This window comes from Planococcus salinarum (assembly GCF_007004625.1).
In the GTDB taxonomy this organism is placed as follows: Bacteria; Bacillota; Bacilli; order Bacillales_A; family Planococcaceae; genus Planococcus; species Planococcus salinarum.
This window is the reverse complement of sequence record NZ_VIFV01000030.1, coordinates 1-16951: the sequence shown is the minus strand read 5'-3', so window position 1 is coordinate 16951 and position 16951 is coordinate 1. Positions and strand designations below refer to the sequence as shown.

The following is a 16951-nucleotide window of genomic DNA, read 5'->3' as shown; positions in this document are numbered from 1 at the left end:
ATGAGCAAAAAATGGTGGAAAGAAGCAGTTGTATATCAAGTTTATCCAAGAAGCTTTATGGACTCCAATGGTGACGGCATTGGCGATATTCCGGGTTTGACAGCTAAACTGGATTACCTGAAGGAACTCGGCATCGATGTTATCTGGCTTTGCCCGATGTATAAGTCACCGAATGACGATAATGGCTATGACATCAGTGATTACCAGGATATTATGGATGAACTCGGCACGATGGCAGATTTTGACCGTCTGTTGGAGGAAATCCACGCCCGCGGCATGAAATTGATCATCGATCTGGTCATCAACCATACGAGCGATGAACACCCCTGGTTCCAGGAGTCCCGGTCATCACTCGACAATCCGAAGCGCGACTGGTATGTATGGCGCGACAAACCGATCAACTGGAAGAGCATTTTTGGCGGACCTGCATGGGAACTGGACGAAAAGACCGGACAATATTATCTGCATATTTTTTCTAAAAAACAGCCGGATTTGAACTGGGAAAATCCTGAGGTCCGAAAAGCACTATATGACATGATCAATTGGTGGCTCGACAAAGGCATTGATGGTTTCCGGGTGGATGCCATCAGTCATATCAAAAAAGATTTTACCGATCTGCCATTTGAAGACGGGCAACAGAATATGCCTGCCTGGGAAAAGATGATGAACGTCGACGGCATCCAGCCCCTTCTCGAGGAATTGCGTGATGAAACTTTTGCGAAATACGATATCATGACTGTCGGCGAAGCGAATGGTGTATCTGCAGAGGACATCGAAGAGTGGGTCAGTGAAGAAAACGGTAAATTTGATATGGTCTTCCAATTCGAAGATCTGGGTCTTTGGAACAATGAAGTCAAAAAAGGCGTCAAAGTGCCGGAACTGAAAAAAGTTTTGACACGCTGGCAAAAAGGCGTTGAAGGCATCGGCTGGAATGCTTTATTCATCGAAAATCACGACAAGCCGCGCGTGGTTTCCACCTGGGGCAATGACAGCATTTTCTGGCGTGAAAGCGCCACGTCACTCGGCTGCATGTACTTCTTCATGCAGGGAACGCCGTTCATTTATCAGGGCCAGGAAATCGGCATGACCAACGCGCCGTTCGAAAAAATCGAACAATATGACGACGTCCAGACGCACAATCTTTATTTCTACAACCTTGCAGAAGGAATGGAACATGAGGCTGTCATGACGCTCATCAAAGAGACGAGCCGCGACCATTCGCGGACACCGATGCAATGGGACAGCAGCCCGAATGCCGGCTTCTCCACGAGTGAGCCCTGGATCTATACAAATCCGAACTACGAATGGCTGAACGTCGAAGTGCAAAGGCACAACCCGCATTCCGTGTTGTCCTTCTATAAACAGATGATTGCGCTCAGAAAGAATATGGAAGTGCTCGTGTACGGCAAATACGAGCTGGTGGAACTTGGTTTCGAGGACGTCTATGCTTATACGCGAGAAGATGAAAAAACCAAAGTATTGATTGTCTCAAACCTCGGCTCGCATCGATACCGTTGGAACGAACCTGCAAACAAAGGTCTGCTGATTTCGAACTACGAGTTAATCGACCCGGCAGAAATTCGGCCGTATGAGGCAAGGGTCTACCAGATAAAATAATCGAACAGCAAAAAGGGCAGACCTCAATGGGTCTGCCCTTTTTTGGATTAATATCAATATCCCGGTTTCTTCAACAGTTTGAAGATGTTGTTTTTGTAATCCTCGACGCCCGGCTGATCGAATGGATTGATGTCCAGCAGGTATGCGCTATAGGCGCAGGATATCATATAGAAATAAAACAGATGGCCAAGGTGGAACTCATCCATCCTTTCAATTGTCAGGCTCATTTGCGGCACCCCGCCGTCAAGATGTGCCGACGACGTCCCTTTATAGGCGACGTGATTGAACTCCTGCAGGCTGATGCCTGCCAGGTAATTTAACTCGTCTCCGTCATTTTCGGCTTCGAAGACAGTCAGATCTTCCTTGCTCTCCCTGATCAGCAGGAAACTTTCAAATAAATTCCGGATACCGTCCTGGATATACTGTCCCATTGAATGGAGGTCGGTGGTGAACGAAACCGACGCAGGGAAGATCCCTTTGCCTTCTTTTCCTTCACTTTCCCCGAATAATTGCTTCCACCATTCCTGCACATAAGCCAATTTCGGTTCGAACGTGGCCATCACTTCCGTGGTATAGCCCTCTTTGTAAAGGTGGTGGCGAGCGGCGGCGTAACGGATGGCCGGATTGCTTTCGGTATCAAATGCCTGATAAGCTTTTTCAGCATCCTTTGCGCCGTTCATCAATTCGGAGATGGAAAATCCTGCAGCGGCAATCGGCAGCAGACCGACGGCTGTAAAAACGGAATAGCGGCCGCCGACGTCCTCAGGCACCATAAATCGCTGATAGCCATTGTCTATAGCGAGATTCACCAAGGCCCCTTTTTCTTCATCAGTTGTGACGATGATCCGCTCAGCAGCCTGGCTTCCGTAACGGTCTTCCATGTATTTTTTCAGGAAACGGAAAGCGAGTGCAGGCTCGGTTGTTTTTCCGGATTTTGAAATGACATTTACCATAACTTCTTTCCCATCGAGATGTGCAAGAAGCTGTTTCAAATATTCACCGCTGACTTGATGTCCAGCAAACAGCACTTCAGTTTTCCGGCCGCCTTTATTGAAATAGGGAGACAGCGCTGTCAGCGCAGCTTTTGCGCCAAGGTATGATCCTCCGATGCCGATGACGACGAGAACATCCGCTTTATTCTGGATGTTTGCTGCCGCCTGCTGGATGCGATCCAGGAATTCGGGCTGCACAGTGCTCGGCCAGTCGAGCCAGCCAAGAAAGTCTGAACCGCGCCCTTCCTTCTTATATAAATTTTCATGAATTTCTTTTAAAGCCTTTTTCTTTTCCTCTGTAAAAACCGTTTCGAAAGAGCCTGAGTATGTAAGTTCGATCATAGCAAAACTCCCTTTCCTTTTTCTCTCAAGTTTACCATATGCACGAGCTTTGTACCTTCCTCTCCACTGATATTTCTTCCATGTCTTTCTTTTTATAGACCCATGAAATCTTGTAAGTTAAAAACATGAAAGCAGGGTGACTAAAGCGAGAAAAAATCTTTTCAAGAAGACCAAAAGGTCAGTGGAAGCGAAGCAGCCGGGTATACTTTTGTGATATAGACTGCTTTTCTGTTAATTTCCTCCGAATATCAGGAATGTATGTCGATAAGCAGGTATTTGTCATTAGATGCCGAATCATTTATTTGAGAACAAAATTTATTTGTGCCGGTCTGAAAAATCGTTCTGAAGGAAGGCTGTAATTATGAAGAAAACTTGGTGGAAAGAAGCGGTTGTCTATCAGATTTATGCACGGAGTTTTAAAGACACTAGTGGTGACGGCATAGGGGATTTGAATGGAGTCACCGAGAAGCTGGATTATCTGCAGAATATGGGTATTGATATCATCTGGCTTTGTCCCATGTACAAATCTCCGAATGTCGATAATGGCTACGATGTCAGTGATTACCGGGCAATCATGGATGAAATGGGGACTATGGAAGATTTTGATCGGATGCTGAAAGAGATCCATTCCCGTGGCATGAAGCTCATCCTGGACCTTGTCCTGAATCATACAAGCGATCAGCATCCGTGGTTTCACGAATCAAAATCCTCAAGGGACAATCCGAAGCGGGACTGGTATGTATGGCGGGACAAGCCGACAAACTGGGAAAGCATCTTTGGCGGTCCTGCCTGGACATTCGACCCGAAAACAAACCAATATTATCTTCATCTGTACACCAAAAACCAGGTGGACTTGAATTGGGAAAATCCCGAAGTTCGCTATGAGCTTTACGATATGATCAAATGGTGGATTGAAAAAGGGGTGGACGGTTTTCGGGTGGATGCCATCAATCACCTGAAGAAAGATTATACCGATATGCCGAATCCGGAAGGGAAGAATTATGTACCGGCATGGGAGAAAATGACGAACGTGGAGGGGCTTCAGGATTTTCTCGAAGAGATGAGGGATGAAGTTTTTGAAAAATACGATATTGTTACCGTGGGGGAAGCTAATAGCGTTAAGGCGCACGAATTATCGGAGTGGATCAGTGAGGACGAAGGGAAATTCGATATGATCTTTCATCTGGAAGCGCACGAAACCTGGGATACCGATAAGGATGCAGACTGGAATGTCGGAAGCCTCAAGGAAGTATTGGACCGCTGGCAAAGGAGCGCCCACGGAATCGCATGGAATTCCCTATATCTTGAAAACCATGACCGTCCGCGGACAGTTTCGACCTGGGGCGATGATCAGGAGTTTTGGCAGGAAAGCGCAACTGCCCTGGCTTGTATGTATTTCTTAATGCAAGGAACGCCCTTCATCTATCAGGGCCAGGAAATCGGAATGACCAATGTGCCATTTGATGACATTAAGATGTTCAGGGATGTGGAAACGAAAAATTTCTATCGTTATAATCGTATGCACGGTGTGCCGCATGAAGAATTGATGGAAACGATAAAAAAAATAAGCCGGGACAATGCACGGACGCCGATGCAATGGAATGACCGGAAAAACGCCGGTTTCAGCGAAGGCGAACCATGGATATCACTGAATCCGAATTATAAGTGGCTCAACGTCGAAGCGCAGGAGATGGATGAACAGTCGATTCTGTCTTTTTACAAAAAAATGATTTTTTTACGGAAGAGTTATAAGTGTCTGTTGTACGGGGAAACAGAGCTGGCAGAATTGGATTGTCCCGATGTCTATGCCTATACACGGGAATTTGAAAATCAGCGAATCATGGTTGTTTCCCATTTGGACAGCGATGAATGCAAATGGGCGTTAAGGGCGAAAGGGCAACTGTTGCTGTCCAATTATCAGCACTTTGAGGAAAGGAAGCTGCAGCCGTTTGAAACCCGCGTATATTTATTGGAGTAAGTAAAATAAGGCAGGCATTAAAAACAGAGGAGCGAAAAGATTGTACTATAAAGAACAATTCGTATTTCAGAATGGAACGATTCATAAGGCAGTTATCCGAAATTACCGCAAGGCAGATTTCAAAGGCTTAATCGATATACAGAGGGAATGCTTTCCCCCACCTTTTCCCGATGAACTGCTATGGAATGAAAAGCAATTAACGAGCCATCTTGAGAATTATCCGGAAGGCGCATTGTGCGTCGAAATAGCAGGCGAACTGGCAGGCTCGCTGACAGGGATGCTGACAGATTTCGACAGCGGTGAATCCTCACACAGCTGGGAAGATGTAACGGGCCACGGTTCCATTTCAACCCATAAACCAAACGGAAAAAGTTTTTATATAGTGGATATTGGCATAAAACCGGCTTTCCGGAAAATGGAACTCGGGAAATTACTCCAACAGGCTGCGTACGAACGGGTTATCGAAGATCGGCTGGAACGAGTAATCGGGGGCGGAAGGATGCCGGGCTATAAAAAGTTTTCGGAAGAAATGACCGCTGAACAATACGCAGAAAAAGTTTTGAATGGAGATTTGAAAGATCCGGTCATCACTTTTCTGCTGCGCAGCGGCCGGATGCCTGTGCGCTTAATAAAGGATTACCTGGATGACGAAGATTCGGGGGATTATGCATTATTGATGGAATGGAAAAACCCTTTTCTCGCGGTTGATCGGGAAAAGGAATAACGCATGAATTGGAAAAGGGACGCTCCCGATATCTTATCGGGGCGCCCCTTTGTTGGTTTGAAGGTAACATTACTATAGCTTGATTCAATTTTTCAACCCTTTTAAAAGGGGAATCATTTCCGTTGAAAGTATTTGCTTTCAGTGCCGCGGTCAGTGTTCCACTGGGTGCTTTCTAACTTAAGCAACGTAAACCCTGCCTTCTTTTACGTCCTTGCGATCCTCAAATCGCGCCAGTGTGAATAAGTATTCTCAAAAACATTAATGTAGAATGCCAGATTATCAAATATATCAGTTACCTCTGTGTTAACTCAACTACTATTGCACAGTATGAATATCTTTGTCAAGGCTATGATTCCCGGTTTCAGGATTCGCCGTCTTTCGTTTTTGATTGTGTCCTGATAGGGTATAATTAATTGAACTTATGAAATGCGGAAGAAGGAGATTCTATGCAAAATACGAAATATGCGGATGACAGTCTCGCACTCCATACCGATTTATATCAGATTAATATGGTCGAGGCCTACTGGGCTGACGGCATGCACGAGCGAAAAGCGGTGTTCGAGCTTTTCTTCCGGAAACTGCCGTTCGGGAATGGCTATGGCATCTTTGCGGGATTGGAGCGGCTGCTTGAATATCTGAGGAATTTCAGTTTTTCGGAAACTGATTTGGCTTACTTAAAAGAAGAAGCCGGCTATGAAGATGATTTTCTTTCTTATTTAAAAACATTGAAATTCACGGGCGATGTCTTTTCCGTAGTTGAAGGGGAGTTGGTTTTTCAAAATGAACCGCTGCTGCGCATTGAAGCGACATTGGCAGAGGCACAGCTGATTGAGACGGCCTTATTGAATATCGTCAATTATCAGACACTGATCGCAACCAAAGCGAGCCGCATCAAACAAATTGTAAAAGATGATCGGGTGATGGAATTCGGAACGCGCCGCGCTCAGGAGATGGATGCGGCTATTTGGGGATCCCGTGCAGCATTTATTGGGGGATTGGAAGCCACAAGCAACGTTAGAGCCGGCAAACTGTTCGGTCTGCCGGTAGCCGGCACGCACGCCCATTCCATGATACAGGCCTATAAAGACGAATACAAAGCTTTCCATGCATACGCAAAACAGCACAGAAAATGCGTATTTCTGGTTGATACATACGATACATTAAAATCGGGGCTTCCGATTGCCATCCAGGTGGCCAAAGAGCTTGGAGACAAAATTGACTTCCAGGGCATACGCCTTGACAGCGGGGACATAGCTTTCCTTTCGAAAGAATCCCGTAAAATGCTGGATGAAGCCGGCTTCCCGGATACGAAAATCGTCGTATCGAATGATTTGGATGAATACACGATCCTTAACCTGAAGGCCCAGGGAGCTCAAGTGGATTCGTGGGGAATCGGAACCAAACTGATCACCGCCTATGACCAGCCGGCCTTGGGCGCAGTATATAAAATTGTTGCGATTGAAAACGATACGGGTCAGATGGAAGATACCATTAAAATATCGGGCAATGCAGAAAAAGTTACAACGCCCGGCCTGAAAAAAGTTTACAGAATCATAGACAGGGAAAACGGGAAATCAGAAGGGGATTATATCTGCATGGCAGATGAAGATCCGGCATCCGAGGCGAGATTGAAAATGTTCCATCCGATCCATACCTTCGTTTCGAAATTTGTCACGAATTTTGATGCTGTGGATATTCATACCCAGGTCGTGAAAAAAGGCGAAGTTACTTATCGGTGTCCCCCCATACAGGAAGTTCAGGAGTATGCGAAGAAGAGCCTGGAACTGCTGTGGGAAGAATACAAGCGCTCGCTCAATCCGGAGGAATATCCTGTTGACCTCAGCCAGAAGTGCTGGGACAATAAAATGCGGAATATCCAGGAAGTACGTGACTCGATTCAAAATTTCTCGAAAAAATAGGAGGATGTTATATGTCAGAACTGCAACATAAAATCATTGAAGAAATGAAAGTTCAGCCAGAAATTAATCCGCGCGAGGAAATAGAGCGAACGATTACTTTTCTGAAGGACTATATGAAAAAACATTCTTTCCTTGAGGGGTTCGTTCTCGGCATATCCGGAGGACAGGACTCGACATTAGCGGGGAAAATGGCCCAAATGGCTGTTGACCAGTTAAACGAAGAAACCGGAAGCGATAAATATGGTTTCTATGCATTGCGGCTTCCATATGGGAAACAATTTGATGAACCGGATGCACAGGATGCCTTGAAATTCATCAATCCTACAAAAACCTATACGATCAACATTAAAGAGGCGGTCGATGCCAGTGATCGGGCTTTGGAAGAAGTTAACATTGAGCTGACCGACTTCGCCAAAGGCAATGAAAAAGCAAGAGAGCGGATGAAAGCCCAATACTCCGTAGCGGCCATGCATAATGCGGTGGTGCTCGGAACAGACCATGCAGCAGAAGCCATCACAGGCTTTTATACAAAACATGGTGACGGTGCTGCAGATCTGATGCCTCTCTTCCGATTGAACAAAAGGCAGGGCAAAGCCATGCTGAAAGAGCTGGGAAGCCCGGAACACCTTTACAACAAGGTTCCGACTGCGGATCTGGAAGAAGATAAACCGGCAATTCCTGACGAAGTTGCCCTTGGCATAACGTACGACATGATTGATGACTATTTGGAAGGCAAGAAAATACCGGATGAAGCCCGTAAGAAATTAGAAGGCTATTATTTGAAAACACAGCATAAACGAAAGCTGCCTGTTACTGTTTTTGATGATTTTTGGAAATGATTTTAAAGTATGGAAGGTCCTCCGTCAGGGGGGCCTTTCTTTATGCAAAAAAGCCTGCGCCCATTATTGCAGAGTTGAGTTATTGCCTCCAATTCGTTATGCTAATGAGTAAGAATGTGACAATTCAAAATATTTTTGTCACTCATTGGGGGAAACTATGATGAATCCAAAAGAACAATTAAGCAAAGTAATTGATAATATCGAAAAAGTCATTATCGGCAAACGGGATATCGTGGAGTTGAGCATGGTGGCCATGCTGTCCCATGGCCACGTTCTGCTGGAAGATGTGCCTGGTGTCGGGAAGACGATGCTGGTCAGGGCATTGGCCAAGTCGGTGGGCGCAGACTTCAAGCGTATCCAGTTCACCCCGGATCTCCTGCCTTCTGATGTAGTTGGCGTTTCTATTTATAACCCGAAAGATATGGAATTCAATTTCCGGCCAGGCCCGATTATGGGCAATATAATTCTGGCTGATGAAATCAACCGTACCTCCCCGAAAACCCAGTCTTCATTGCTCGAGGCAATGGAAGAAGCTTCCGTAACCATTGACGGCGTAACCATGCAGATTCCCAAACCATTTTTCGTCATGGCCACCCAGAACCCAATCGAATATGAAGGGACATATCCACTGCCGGAGGCGCAGTTGGACCGTTTTCTATTGAAAATTAAAATGGGCTATCCGACTGCAAAAGAAGAAATGGAAGTATTGAACCGTTCACAGTTTTCCACTCCGATTGAAGACTTGGAATCGGTTATTTCCTTGGAGGAATTGCTTGAACTCCAGCGCCAGGTGAAGAATATCAAAGTGGATGACACAATAAGAAGTTATATCGTGACCCTTGCCCGCCAGACGCGCAATGATCCATACGTCTATTTGGGGGTCAGTCCCCGCGGTTCCATCGCTCTGATGAAATCCGCACAGGCTTATGCGTTATTGAAAGGGCGTGACTTCGTTACCCCTGATGACGTTCAGCACCTTGCGAAGTTCGTCTTTGGCCACCGCATCATGCTCCGTTCCGAAGCAAGATACGACGGCATCACTGCTGAAGAAATCACAGAACGCATCCTGACAAAAACGAAAGTGCCTGTCCAAAGGCTAGTCGGCCAATGAAAAAAATCAAAAAAGCCCTGTCTTTATGGGGAAGAATAATTTTTGTGGTCTTTATCCTGATGATTACATTTTCATTCGCGATGTTCCAGGGCGGTTTTGTCAGCTGGTTCATCTTTTATATGGCGCTGCCATTTGTATTGTATTCCTTGCTGCTGAATTTTTACCCCCTCCAGGATGTTCAGGTGACCCGCAAAATCCATACAACGCAAATCAGAAGAGGCCAAAAGTATTCGGCGACCGTGCGTTTTGAGCGCAGCACTTCATTTCCACTTCTTTATACGGTGCTTACAGAAAAAACAACTTCCATTGCATTGCGTAAAAGAAGTCCCGCACAAAATCGCACGATGTTTATGCCCGGCTTTCGCAAGTCCCATATCTGGCATTATGAAATAGAGGATATGCCAAGAGGCGAGCATGTTCTTGAGGGGATTGAACTCGAGGTGGCAGATTTTTTCGGTTGGACAAAAAAGTCGAAAATTTTTCCGCTGAAACAAACCATTCTGGTTTACCCGCATACTGTCGATATTCCATATCGGGCGCTAGAATCCAATTACGACCAGGGGGCAATGGCAGCCCCGCATACTTTGGTGAAAGATACGACAATGGCCACCGGGATACGTGATTACCAGCCGGGAGACAGGGTTTCCTGGATTCACTGGAAATCCTTTGCGCGCACGCAGACCCTGCGTACCAAGGAATTCGAAGATAGGCAGGCAGAAGACCTGTTTGTTTTTGATGACAGAAAACCATCAGAGAATTTCGAATCGCAGATTGAGTTGACAGCTTCGTTGCTGACTTCAATTGTGAGGGGGAATGCAAGCGTAGCTTATTTGTCTGTGGGAAACAGCATCGACTCGTTTCCGATCATCCACTCGGAAGGCCATTTGCAGCGGGTCATGTATTATTTGGCGAAAGTGCTGCCGGACCTCGACCGGCCTGCTGATGAAGTGGTAAGCAGGAATCTTCAGCAAATCCGGGCTACCTCAATGATATACATTACTACCAAACTGACAATCGAAATGGTCGAAGCCATTCGGAGAAATGTCAAAAACCTCAACATCTGCATGTGTCTTGTCGTAACTGATAAAAACAAAAAACTCGATAAAGCGGACGAAGCCGCCCATCTGTATGCCGGCTCGAAAGGCTTTGTTGTGAAACTTGTATCACCGGAGAATTTTGCTTCAGTCTTTACGGAGGTGAGCCGCAAATGAATTCCATTCGAAAGAGCAAGGCTTTTATGGCCATATTGTATGTGCTGGTATTCCTTCTATTGGCTGAATGGCTCACTCCGGTCATCACTTTGACCGATACCGGACACAAAACATTGTTTCTGGTGTTTATTGGGATCAGCTTAGCGATGGCCTACTTCCAGGTGCATTGGGGCATCTCTGCACTGGTCAAAACCTTCTATATAATGTGGTTCCTCATTCTTGGCTACACAGATACCACTTTTTTCTCATTTGAAGCATTGGGCTTTATCCTGGCCGACCTTAGGGTGAATCTGGAAGCCCTGTTCGCTCAGGACTGGGCGGATACCACTGATATCTTCAGGACGGTGTTGTTCTTCAGCTTATTATGGATGGCTGTTTACCTCATTCATTACTGGGTCAGCTTCCGGCTGAGCATTTTCCTTTTTTACATTCTGACAGTTGTTTTCATAGCTGTTTTAGATACGTTCAGTCCGTATAACGGAGATACCGCCATCATTCGCATCATGGTCATCGGCCTGATGCTTGCGGGGCTGCTGCACCTGGCAAGATGGCTGGAAAGCCATCGGATCAACGAAACAATTAATCGACTGGCAGCATATACCATCCCGCTTTTTCTTATGGTGGCAGTATCTACGGCTCTCGCTCTTTATTTGCCGAAAGCGGGTCCTGTTTGGCCTGATCCGGTTCCATATATCACATCATTTTCCGGAGAAGGCGGACCGGGTCCGGCTTCGATCGGCCGTATCGGCTATGGAGTGGATGATTCCGAATTGGGCGGCTCTTTCATGGCAGACAATACACTGGCCTTCAGGGCGGAAGTCGAAGATGGCCAGTACTGGAAAGTTGAAACAAAGGATACTTACACTACCAAAGGATGGGAGCTGAGCGAGCCGGTTGCAGAACCGGTCCTCTACAACAACGGTGATCTCATCGAAACCGAATTTCAACCAGGCTCGGAAGAGGAATCCGTCAATGCGGTCCTTGAAATGGAACTGGAATTTCCTTTTGTTCTTTATCCTTATGGGATCGAAACCATTCAAATGGAAGAGGAAATTCGTTACAGCTACACCCCGATCGATCAAAAAATCGAACCAATGTTGAATGGAGCGCCTTATGAGCCCGACGCGGTCGAACTTCAATTCAATGAACCGGCGTACAGCCTTACCGGACTTCGGGAAACGACCATTGACAAACTGGCCGAGTTGCCCCCGGAATTCGATCGCTACAAACAGCTGCCGGAAGAATTGCCGCAGCGTGTCAGAGATTTGGCGGCAGAAATTACGGCAGATTCCGAAACAGTCTATGATAAGGCACGGGCTGTAGAGAATTATTTTGAACGGGATGGATTTGAATACAGTCTGACAGATATCCCTGTGCCCGAAGAAGATCAGGATTACGTCGATCAATTTCTATTTGAAACAAAACGCGGCTACTGCGACAACTTTTCGACTTCAATGGTGGTCATGCTGCGCAGCCTGGATATCCCTGCCCGATGGGTCAAGGGATTCAACGAAGGGGAACAATTGGAAGACGAAAATGGAATCGAAACCGACGTTTATCAAATCACCAATAATAATGCCCATTCCTGGGTGGAGGCTTATATGCCGGATGTCGGCTGGATGTTGTTTGAACCGACAATCGGTTTTACAGGTTCTTCCCAGATAGACTTTGACCTGGATATCGAAACTTCGGATTCTGAAGAGCCGGAAACGCCGGAGCGACCACAGCAACCTGAACTTGAAGAAGAAGATGAAGCTGCTGCTGCAGCCGAAGCAAGAGGCCCTGGTATGTGGGAGCGCTTGGGTGAATATGTAGCAGATAATAGAGGAGCGGTTCTGTTCGGAATGGTCGCCTCCATACTGGCCGCCGTCCTGCTGTTTGTTAAGCGGCAAAAATGGCTACCGAAAGTTCTTGTCCCCTATTACCGCAGAAGAAAAGGTGAACAGACATTCGAAAAAGCCTATCTGCGGCTGCTGAAACAATTGGATCTTTACGGCATCAAAAGGGAAGATGGTCAAACGCTGATGTCTTATGCCCGATATATCGATTCATTTTTCGGGACGAAAGAGATGACGCGGTTGACTGCCTCCTATGAGCAGTCGGTTTATGGCGGACAGCCTGAAACCGTTGAGTGGAGCGAATTGAAGGAAAGTTGGGAAAACTTAATCAATCGCACAAGCAGTTGATTTTGCACGGGCTAACTTGTACAATTGAGAAAATTATAAAGTACAGGTGCCCTCATATATGTCCGGTGATATGGATCGGATGTCTCTACCAAGTCCCCGGAAATGACTTGACTATGAAGGCGGATGCCACATGCCTATTTTTGCATGGGGCTTCGCCTTTTTGATGTAGAGCAGAAGAACACGAGGGAAATTTTCGTGTTCTTTTATTATTTGGAGATCCTGAAATCGATCAGAAGAGGTGAAGGTTTTGCCAGTCAGTCCTATGTTAAAAGAACAAAGCAAAATTGTCGTTTTAGATTTCGGTAGCCAATACAATCAATTGATCACCCGCCGCATCCGTGAACTTGGAGCATACAGCGAGCTTCATCCCCATACAGTCACGGCTGAAGAAATAAAAGAAATGAATGCAACCGGCATCATTTTTTCCGGCGGACCGAATTCCGTATACGATAAAAATGCTTTTTCAATCGATGATGCAATATTTGAAATGGGTCTTCCGATTCTTGGTATCTGCTACGGCATGCAATTGATGGCGCTGCATTTGAAAGGCGACGTTAAAAAATCCCAGAACCGTGAATACGGCAAAGCGGAAGTGAAAATTTTGAAAGAAAACAAATTGTTTTCCGGATTGCCGGAAGAACAGATTGTCTGGATGAGCCACGGCGACCTGGTAACGGAAGCGCCTCCGGGGTTCGATGTGATCGGGACCAGCGCCGGATGTCCGATTGCGGCAATGGCAGATGAATCGAGAAGCTTTTATGGAGTCCAGTTCCATCCGGAAGTCCGACACTCGATTTATGGAAATGAATTGCTGCGTCAGTTCGTCTTCGATATCTGCGGGATGGCGGCAGATTGGTCGATGGAAAATTACATTGAACTTGAAATTGAAAAAATCCGTGAAGAAGTCGGAGATAAAAAAGTGTTGTGCGCATTGAGCGGCGGCGTTGATTCTTCAGTTGTGGCTGTCCTGCTGCATAAAGCGATCGGGGACCAATTAACATGCATGTTCGTCGACCATGGCCTTCTCCGGAAAGGGGAAGCGGAAAGCGTCATGAAAACTTTCGCTGACGGCTTCCATATGAATGTCATAAAAATCGATGCACGTGACCGTTTCATGAATAAGCTCGCCGGCGTTACCGATCCCGAGAAAAAGCGGAAAATCATCGGCAATGAATTCATCTATGTTTTTGATGACGAAGCTTCAAAGCTCGAAGGCATGGATTTTCTGGCCCAGGGCACATTGTATACGGATATTATTGAAAGCGGAACAACGACTGCGCAGACAATCAAATCCCATCATAATGTCGGGGGCCTTCCGGATGATATGCAATTCAAGCTTATTGAACCATTGAATACTCTATTCAAAGATGAAGTGCGCGTGCTTGGCACGGAACTGGGCATGCCTGAAGAAATCGTTTGGCGCCAGCCATTCCCGGGTCCAGGTCTGGGAATTCGTATTATGGGCGCAGTTACGGAAGAAAAGCTTGAAATCGTCCGTGAGTCTGACTGGATTCTGCGGGACGAAATCAGCAAAGCAGGCCTTGACCGCGACATCTGGCAATATTTCACGGTGCTTCCGGATATTCGAAGCGTCGGAGTTATGGGAGACGCACGCACATACGATTATGCAATCGGCATCCGTGCAGTTACCTCAATTGATGGAATGACTTCTGACTGGGCACGAATTCCATGGGATGTGCTGGAGAAAATCAGTGTCCGCCTTGTGAATGAAGTGGATCACATTAACCGTGTACTCTATGACATAACGAGCAAGCCGCCTGCAACGATTGAGTGGGAATAGAGATTCGCATAAAAAAGCATTGAATCACGAACTTAATTTTCAATTTATTAGTTAATGTTCGTGTATAGGCTTGTTTGATTGGAATTAATGTGTTATTCTACTATAGAAATTAAATAACGCTGTCGTATAATGTCGGGGATATGGCCCGAAAGTTTCTACCGAGTTACCGTAAATGACTCGACTACGATTTAGGTTTATTTCCATCGTCATCTTTGGAATGGACTTTTTCTGAAATTGGTATTTCAGAAATTTAGAATCGGGAACGCATACGGCATTTTGCTGTATGCGTTTTTTTGTTTTAAAGCATCTTTGCGACAGCATGCGGAGGCAATAGAATTAATGAAGAAGTATTTTCAGTTTGAAGAGTTGGGAACAAATTACCGCCAGGAATTTATCGGGGGTTTAACAACATTTTTGGCAATGGCATATATACTTGTTGTCAATCCGCTGACATTAACTTTGGCTTCAGTGCCGGATCTTCCGGATTCGATGCGTATGGACTATGGCGCTGTCTTTATGGCTACGGCTTTGGCTGCTGCACTCGGTTCGATTTTGATGGGTGTGCTTGCCAAGTATCCGATAGCGCTGGCTCCGGGCATGGGCCTGAATGCATTTTTTGCTTATACCGTAATTCTTACTTACGGAATTCCCTGGCAGACTGCCTTGACAGGAGTTCTCTTTTCGGGTGTAATCTTCATCCTGCTGACTTTGACGGGCGTTCGTGAGACGATTATAAATGCAATACCAAAAGAATTGAAATATGCTGTCGGTGCCGGTATCGGGCTGTACATTACCTTCATCGGCCTCCAAAATGCCGGAATCGTTGTCGGCAACCCGGACACGATGGTTGGCATCGGTGATTTGGCTAATCCTTCTACATTACTTGCGATTTTCGGATTGTTTGTAACAGTAATCTTTATGGTCCGCGGATTCAAAGGTGGAATTTTCTTCGGTATTCTTATTGCAGCTGTAGTCGGAATGATTTTTGGTATCATCAACCTTCCGAGTGCAATCATCGATTTGAACGTCCCAAGTATGGACAAAACATTCGGGGTAGCACTTGAACCGATTTTCAATGACTTTGGGTCGCTGATGACAATCGAATTCCTTGTTGTGGTTCTGACATTCCTGTTTGTGGACTTTTTTGATACAGCCGGTACTTTAGTGGCTGTGGCCAACCAGGCCGGTTTGATGAAAGACAATAAACTTCCGAGAGCCGGCAAAGCCCTTCTGGCAGATTCGATTGCAACGGTAGGTGGTGCGATTTTCGGAACATCGACAACGACATCCTACATTGAATCGACGTCCGGTGTAGCAGCGGGGGCACGATCAGGTTTTGCTTCTGTAGTTACAGGAGTACTCTTTCTTATCGCCATCCTGTTTTATCCGCTGCTGGAAGTCATTACGAGTGCTGTAACTGCGCCGGCATTAATTATTGTGGGTGTACTCATGGTTTCATCTTTGGGATTGATTGATTGGAGCCGCTTTGAAATAGCTGTTCCGGCCTTCCTTACGATGATTGCCATGCCACTCGGTTACAGTATTGCTACAGGTATTGCCATAGGCTTCATCTTTTATCCGGTTACAATGATTGCAGCCGGCAAATGGAAACAGGTTCATCCAATCATGTATGGACTGTTTGTCATCTTTGTTCTGTATTTCATTTTCCTTGCTTAATATCTTCCAGCAAGAAACCCGCCAAGTTTTTGGCGGGTTTTTTCTATGGATGTTTTATATAGAAGGAAGGGAGAATTTTACCGCAAAAAAATAAGGCCGAAAACATATCGATGAAAAATTATCGGGAGGTTAGTAGACGGAGCGGACGGGCTGAGAATGGCTGGGAAGCGCGGAGATATTTACTTTTCGGTGATTACTGGAGAAAATGCCGGTTGCGCTCCTGTTGATCTGTAGGGAAATGGATGGTCTATACATGTAAGAATTTAAATCTTCGCCATAGCTTTCAATGTAAAGGAAATTATTCCTTTCAAACTTGTAACTTTACTGTAATTTTATTGTGAGAAAATTCTGTTATAATTAATTTGTGGGACTCATAAAAAACTTTGTAATTACTGTTGACTTCTTAATTGGTGGCGTGGTATATTATTCAAGTCGCCAAAGAGCGCGGCGTTATAATTTGAACCTTGAAAACTGAACAGCAAAACGTCAACGAAAGACGTCACGAGCGCCTTGGCGCGAGAACGGCTTTTGCGATGGTCGCCTTCGGGCGATCG

Annotated in this window: 11 protein-coding genes and 2 riboswitches; of the genes, 10 read left to right on the top strand and 1 reads right to left on the bottom strand. The window is 45.8% G+C overall.

Annotated features, from left to right (window positions below):
- Complete coding sequence (locus DIJ65_RS13760; RefSeq protein WP_071152372.1) at positions 1 to 1617, top strand: glycoside hydrolase family 13 protein; 1617 nt, start codon at positions 1 to 3, stop codon at positions 1615 to 1617.
- A 53-nt stretch (positions 1618 to 1670) separates the two neighbouring features.
- On the opposite strand, the gene DIJ65_RS13755 is transcribed toward DIJ65_RS13760, so the two are convergent.
- On the bottom strand, positions 1671 to 2951 hold the full coding sequence (locus DIJ65_RS13755) for a glucose-6-phosphate isomerase (protein ID WP_117303153.1): 1281 nt from the start codon (positions 2949 to 2951) through the stop codon (positions 1671 to 1673).
- A gap of 361 nt (positions 2952 to 3312) precedes the next feature.
- Between DIJ65_RS13755 and DIJ65_RS13750 the strand changes: the two genes are divergently transcribed.
- The 9 genes from DIJ65_RS13750 (at position 3313) to DIJ65_RS13710 (ending at position 16397) form a co-directional block, all read left to right on the top strand.
- The gene (locus DIJ65_RS13750) at positions 3313 to 4929 is read left to right on the top strand and encodes an alpha-glucosidase (RefSeq protein WP_117303154.1); all 1617 of its coding nucleotides are present in this window, start codon (positions 3313 to 3315) and stop codon (positions 4927 to 4929) included.
- 40 nt (positions 4930 to 4969) lie between these two features.
- Complete coding sequence (locus DIJ65_RS13745; RefSeq protein WP_117303156.1) at positions 4970 to 5653, top strand: GNAT family N-acetyltransferase; 684 nt, start codon at positions 4970 to 4972, stop codon at positions 5651 to 5653.
- A gap of 446 nt (positions 5654 to 6099) precedes the next feature.
- The gene (locus tag DIJ65_RS13740) at positions 6100 to 7572 is read left to right on the top strand and encodes a nicotinate phosphoribosyltransferase (RefSeq protein WP_117303158.1); all 1473 of its coding nucleotides are present in this window, start codon (positions 6100 to 6102) and stop codon (positions 7570 to 7572) included.
- A gap of 11 nt (positions 7573 to 7583) precedes the next feature.
- Positions 7584 to 8411, top strand: coding sequence for an ammonia-dependent NAD(+) synthetase (gene nadE / locus DIJ65_RS13735; protein ID WP_117303159.1), 828 nt, complete (start codon positions 7584 to 7586; stop codon positions 8409 to 8411).
- A 160-nt stretch (positions 8412 to 8571) separates the two neighbouring features.
- Positions 8572 to 9522: an AAA family ATPase gene (locus tag DIJ65_RS13730; protein WP_117303161.1), complete on the top strand. Its 951-nt coding sequence runs from the start codon at positions 8572 to 8574 to the stop codon at positions 9520 to 9522.
- Positions 9519 to 10733, top strand: coding sequence for a DUF58 domain-containing protein (locus tag DIJ65_RS13725; protein WP_117303162.1), 1215 nt, complete (start codon positions 9519 to 9521; stop codon positions 10731 to 10733). Before DIJ65_RS13730 ends, DIJ65_RS13725 begins: the two co-directional genes overlap by 4 nt.
- Positions 10730 to 12919 carry a transglutaminase TgpA family protein gene (locus tag DIJ65_RS13720; protein WP_117303164.1) on the top strand — a complete coding sequence of 730 codons (2190 nt, stop codon included), beginning with the start codon at positions 10730 to 10732 and terminating at the stop codon, positions 12917 to 12919. The genes DIJ65_RS13725 and DIJ65_RS13720 overlap by 4 nt, the downstream gene beginning before the upstream one ends.
- A gap of 32 nt (positions 12920 to 12951) precedes the next feature.
- Positions 12952 to 13053, top strand: a riboswitch (purine riboswitch).
- Between the two features lie 128 nt (positions 13054 to 13181).
- Positions 13182 to 14720: a glutamine-hydrolyzing GMP synthase gene (gene guaA / locus DIJ65_RS13715; protein WP_117303166.1), complete on the top strand. Its 1539-nt coding sequence runs from the start codon at positions 13182 to 13184 to the stop codon at positions 14718 to 14720.
- 102 nt (positions 14721 to 14822) lie between these two features.
- Positions 14823 to 14924: riboswitch (purine riboswitch) on the top strand.
- Positions 14925 to 15059: 135 nt separating this feature from the next.
- The gene (locus DIJ65_RS13710) at positions 15060 to 16397 is read left to right on the top strand and encodes an NCS2 family permease (RefSeq protein ID WP_117303168.1); all 1338 of its coding nucleotides are present in this window, start codon (positions 15060 to 15062) and stop codon (positions 16395 to 16397) included.
- Positions 16398 to 16951 lie beyond the last annotated feature (554 nt).

Excerpts from the sequence above, each read along its gene's own strand:
- DIJ65_RS13760 (WP_071152372.1), top strand. The coding sequence starts at position 1 with ATGAGCAAAAAATGGTGGAAAGAAGCAGTTGTATATCAAGTTTATCCA.
- DIJ65_RS13755 (WP_117303153.1), bottom strand. The coding sequence starts at position 2,951 with ATGATCGAACTTACATACTCAGGCTCTTTCGAAACGGTTTTTACAGAG.
- DIJ65_RS13750 (WP_117303154.1), top strand. The coding sequence starts at position 3,313 with ATGAAGAAAACTTGGTGGAAAGAAGCGGTTGTCTATCAGATTTATGCA.
- DIJ65_RS13740 (WP_117303158.1), top strand. The coding sequence starts at position 6,100 with ATGCAAAATACGAAATATGCGGATGACAGTCTCGCACTCCATACCGAT.
- nadE (WP_117303159.1), top strand. The coding sequence starts at position 7,584 with ATGTCAGAACTGCAACATAAAATCATTGAAGAAATGAAAGTTCAGCCA.
- DIJ65_RS13730 (WP_117303161.1), top strand. The coding sequence starts at position 8,572 with ATGAATCCAAAAGAACAATTAAGCAAAGTAATTGATAATATCGAAAAA.
- DIJ65_RS13725 (WP_117303162.1), top strand. The coding sequence starts at position 9,519 with ATGAAAAAAATCAAAAAAGCCCTGTCTTTATGGGGAAGAATAATTTTT.
- DIJ65_RS13720 (WP_117303164.1), top strand. The coding sequence starts at position 10,730 with ATGAATTCCATTCGAAAGAGCAAGGCTTTTATGGCCATATTGTATGTG.
- guaA (WP_117303166.1), top strand. The coding sequence starts at position 13,182 with ATGTTAAAAGAACAAAGCAAAATTGTCGTTTTAGATTTCGGTAGCCAA.
- DIJ65_RS13710 (WP_117303168.1), top strand. The coding sequence starts at position 15,060 with ATGAAGAAGTATTTTCAGTTTGAAGAGTTGGGAACAAATTACCGCCAG.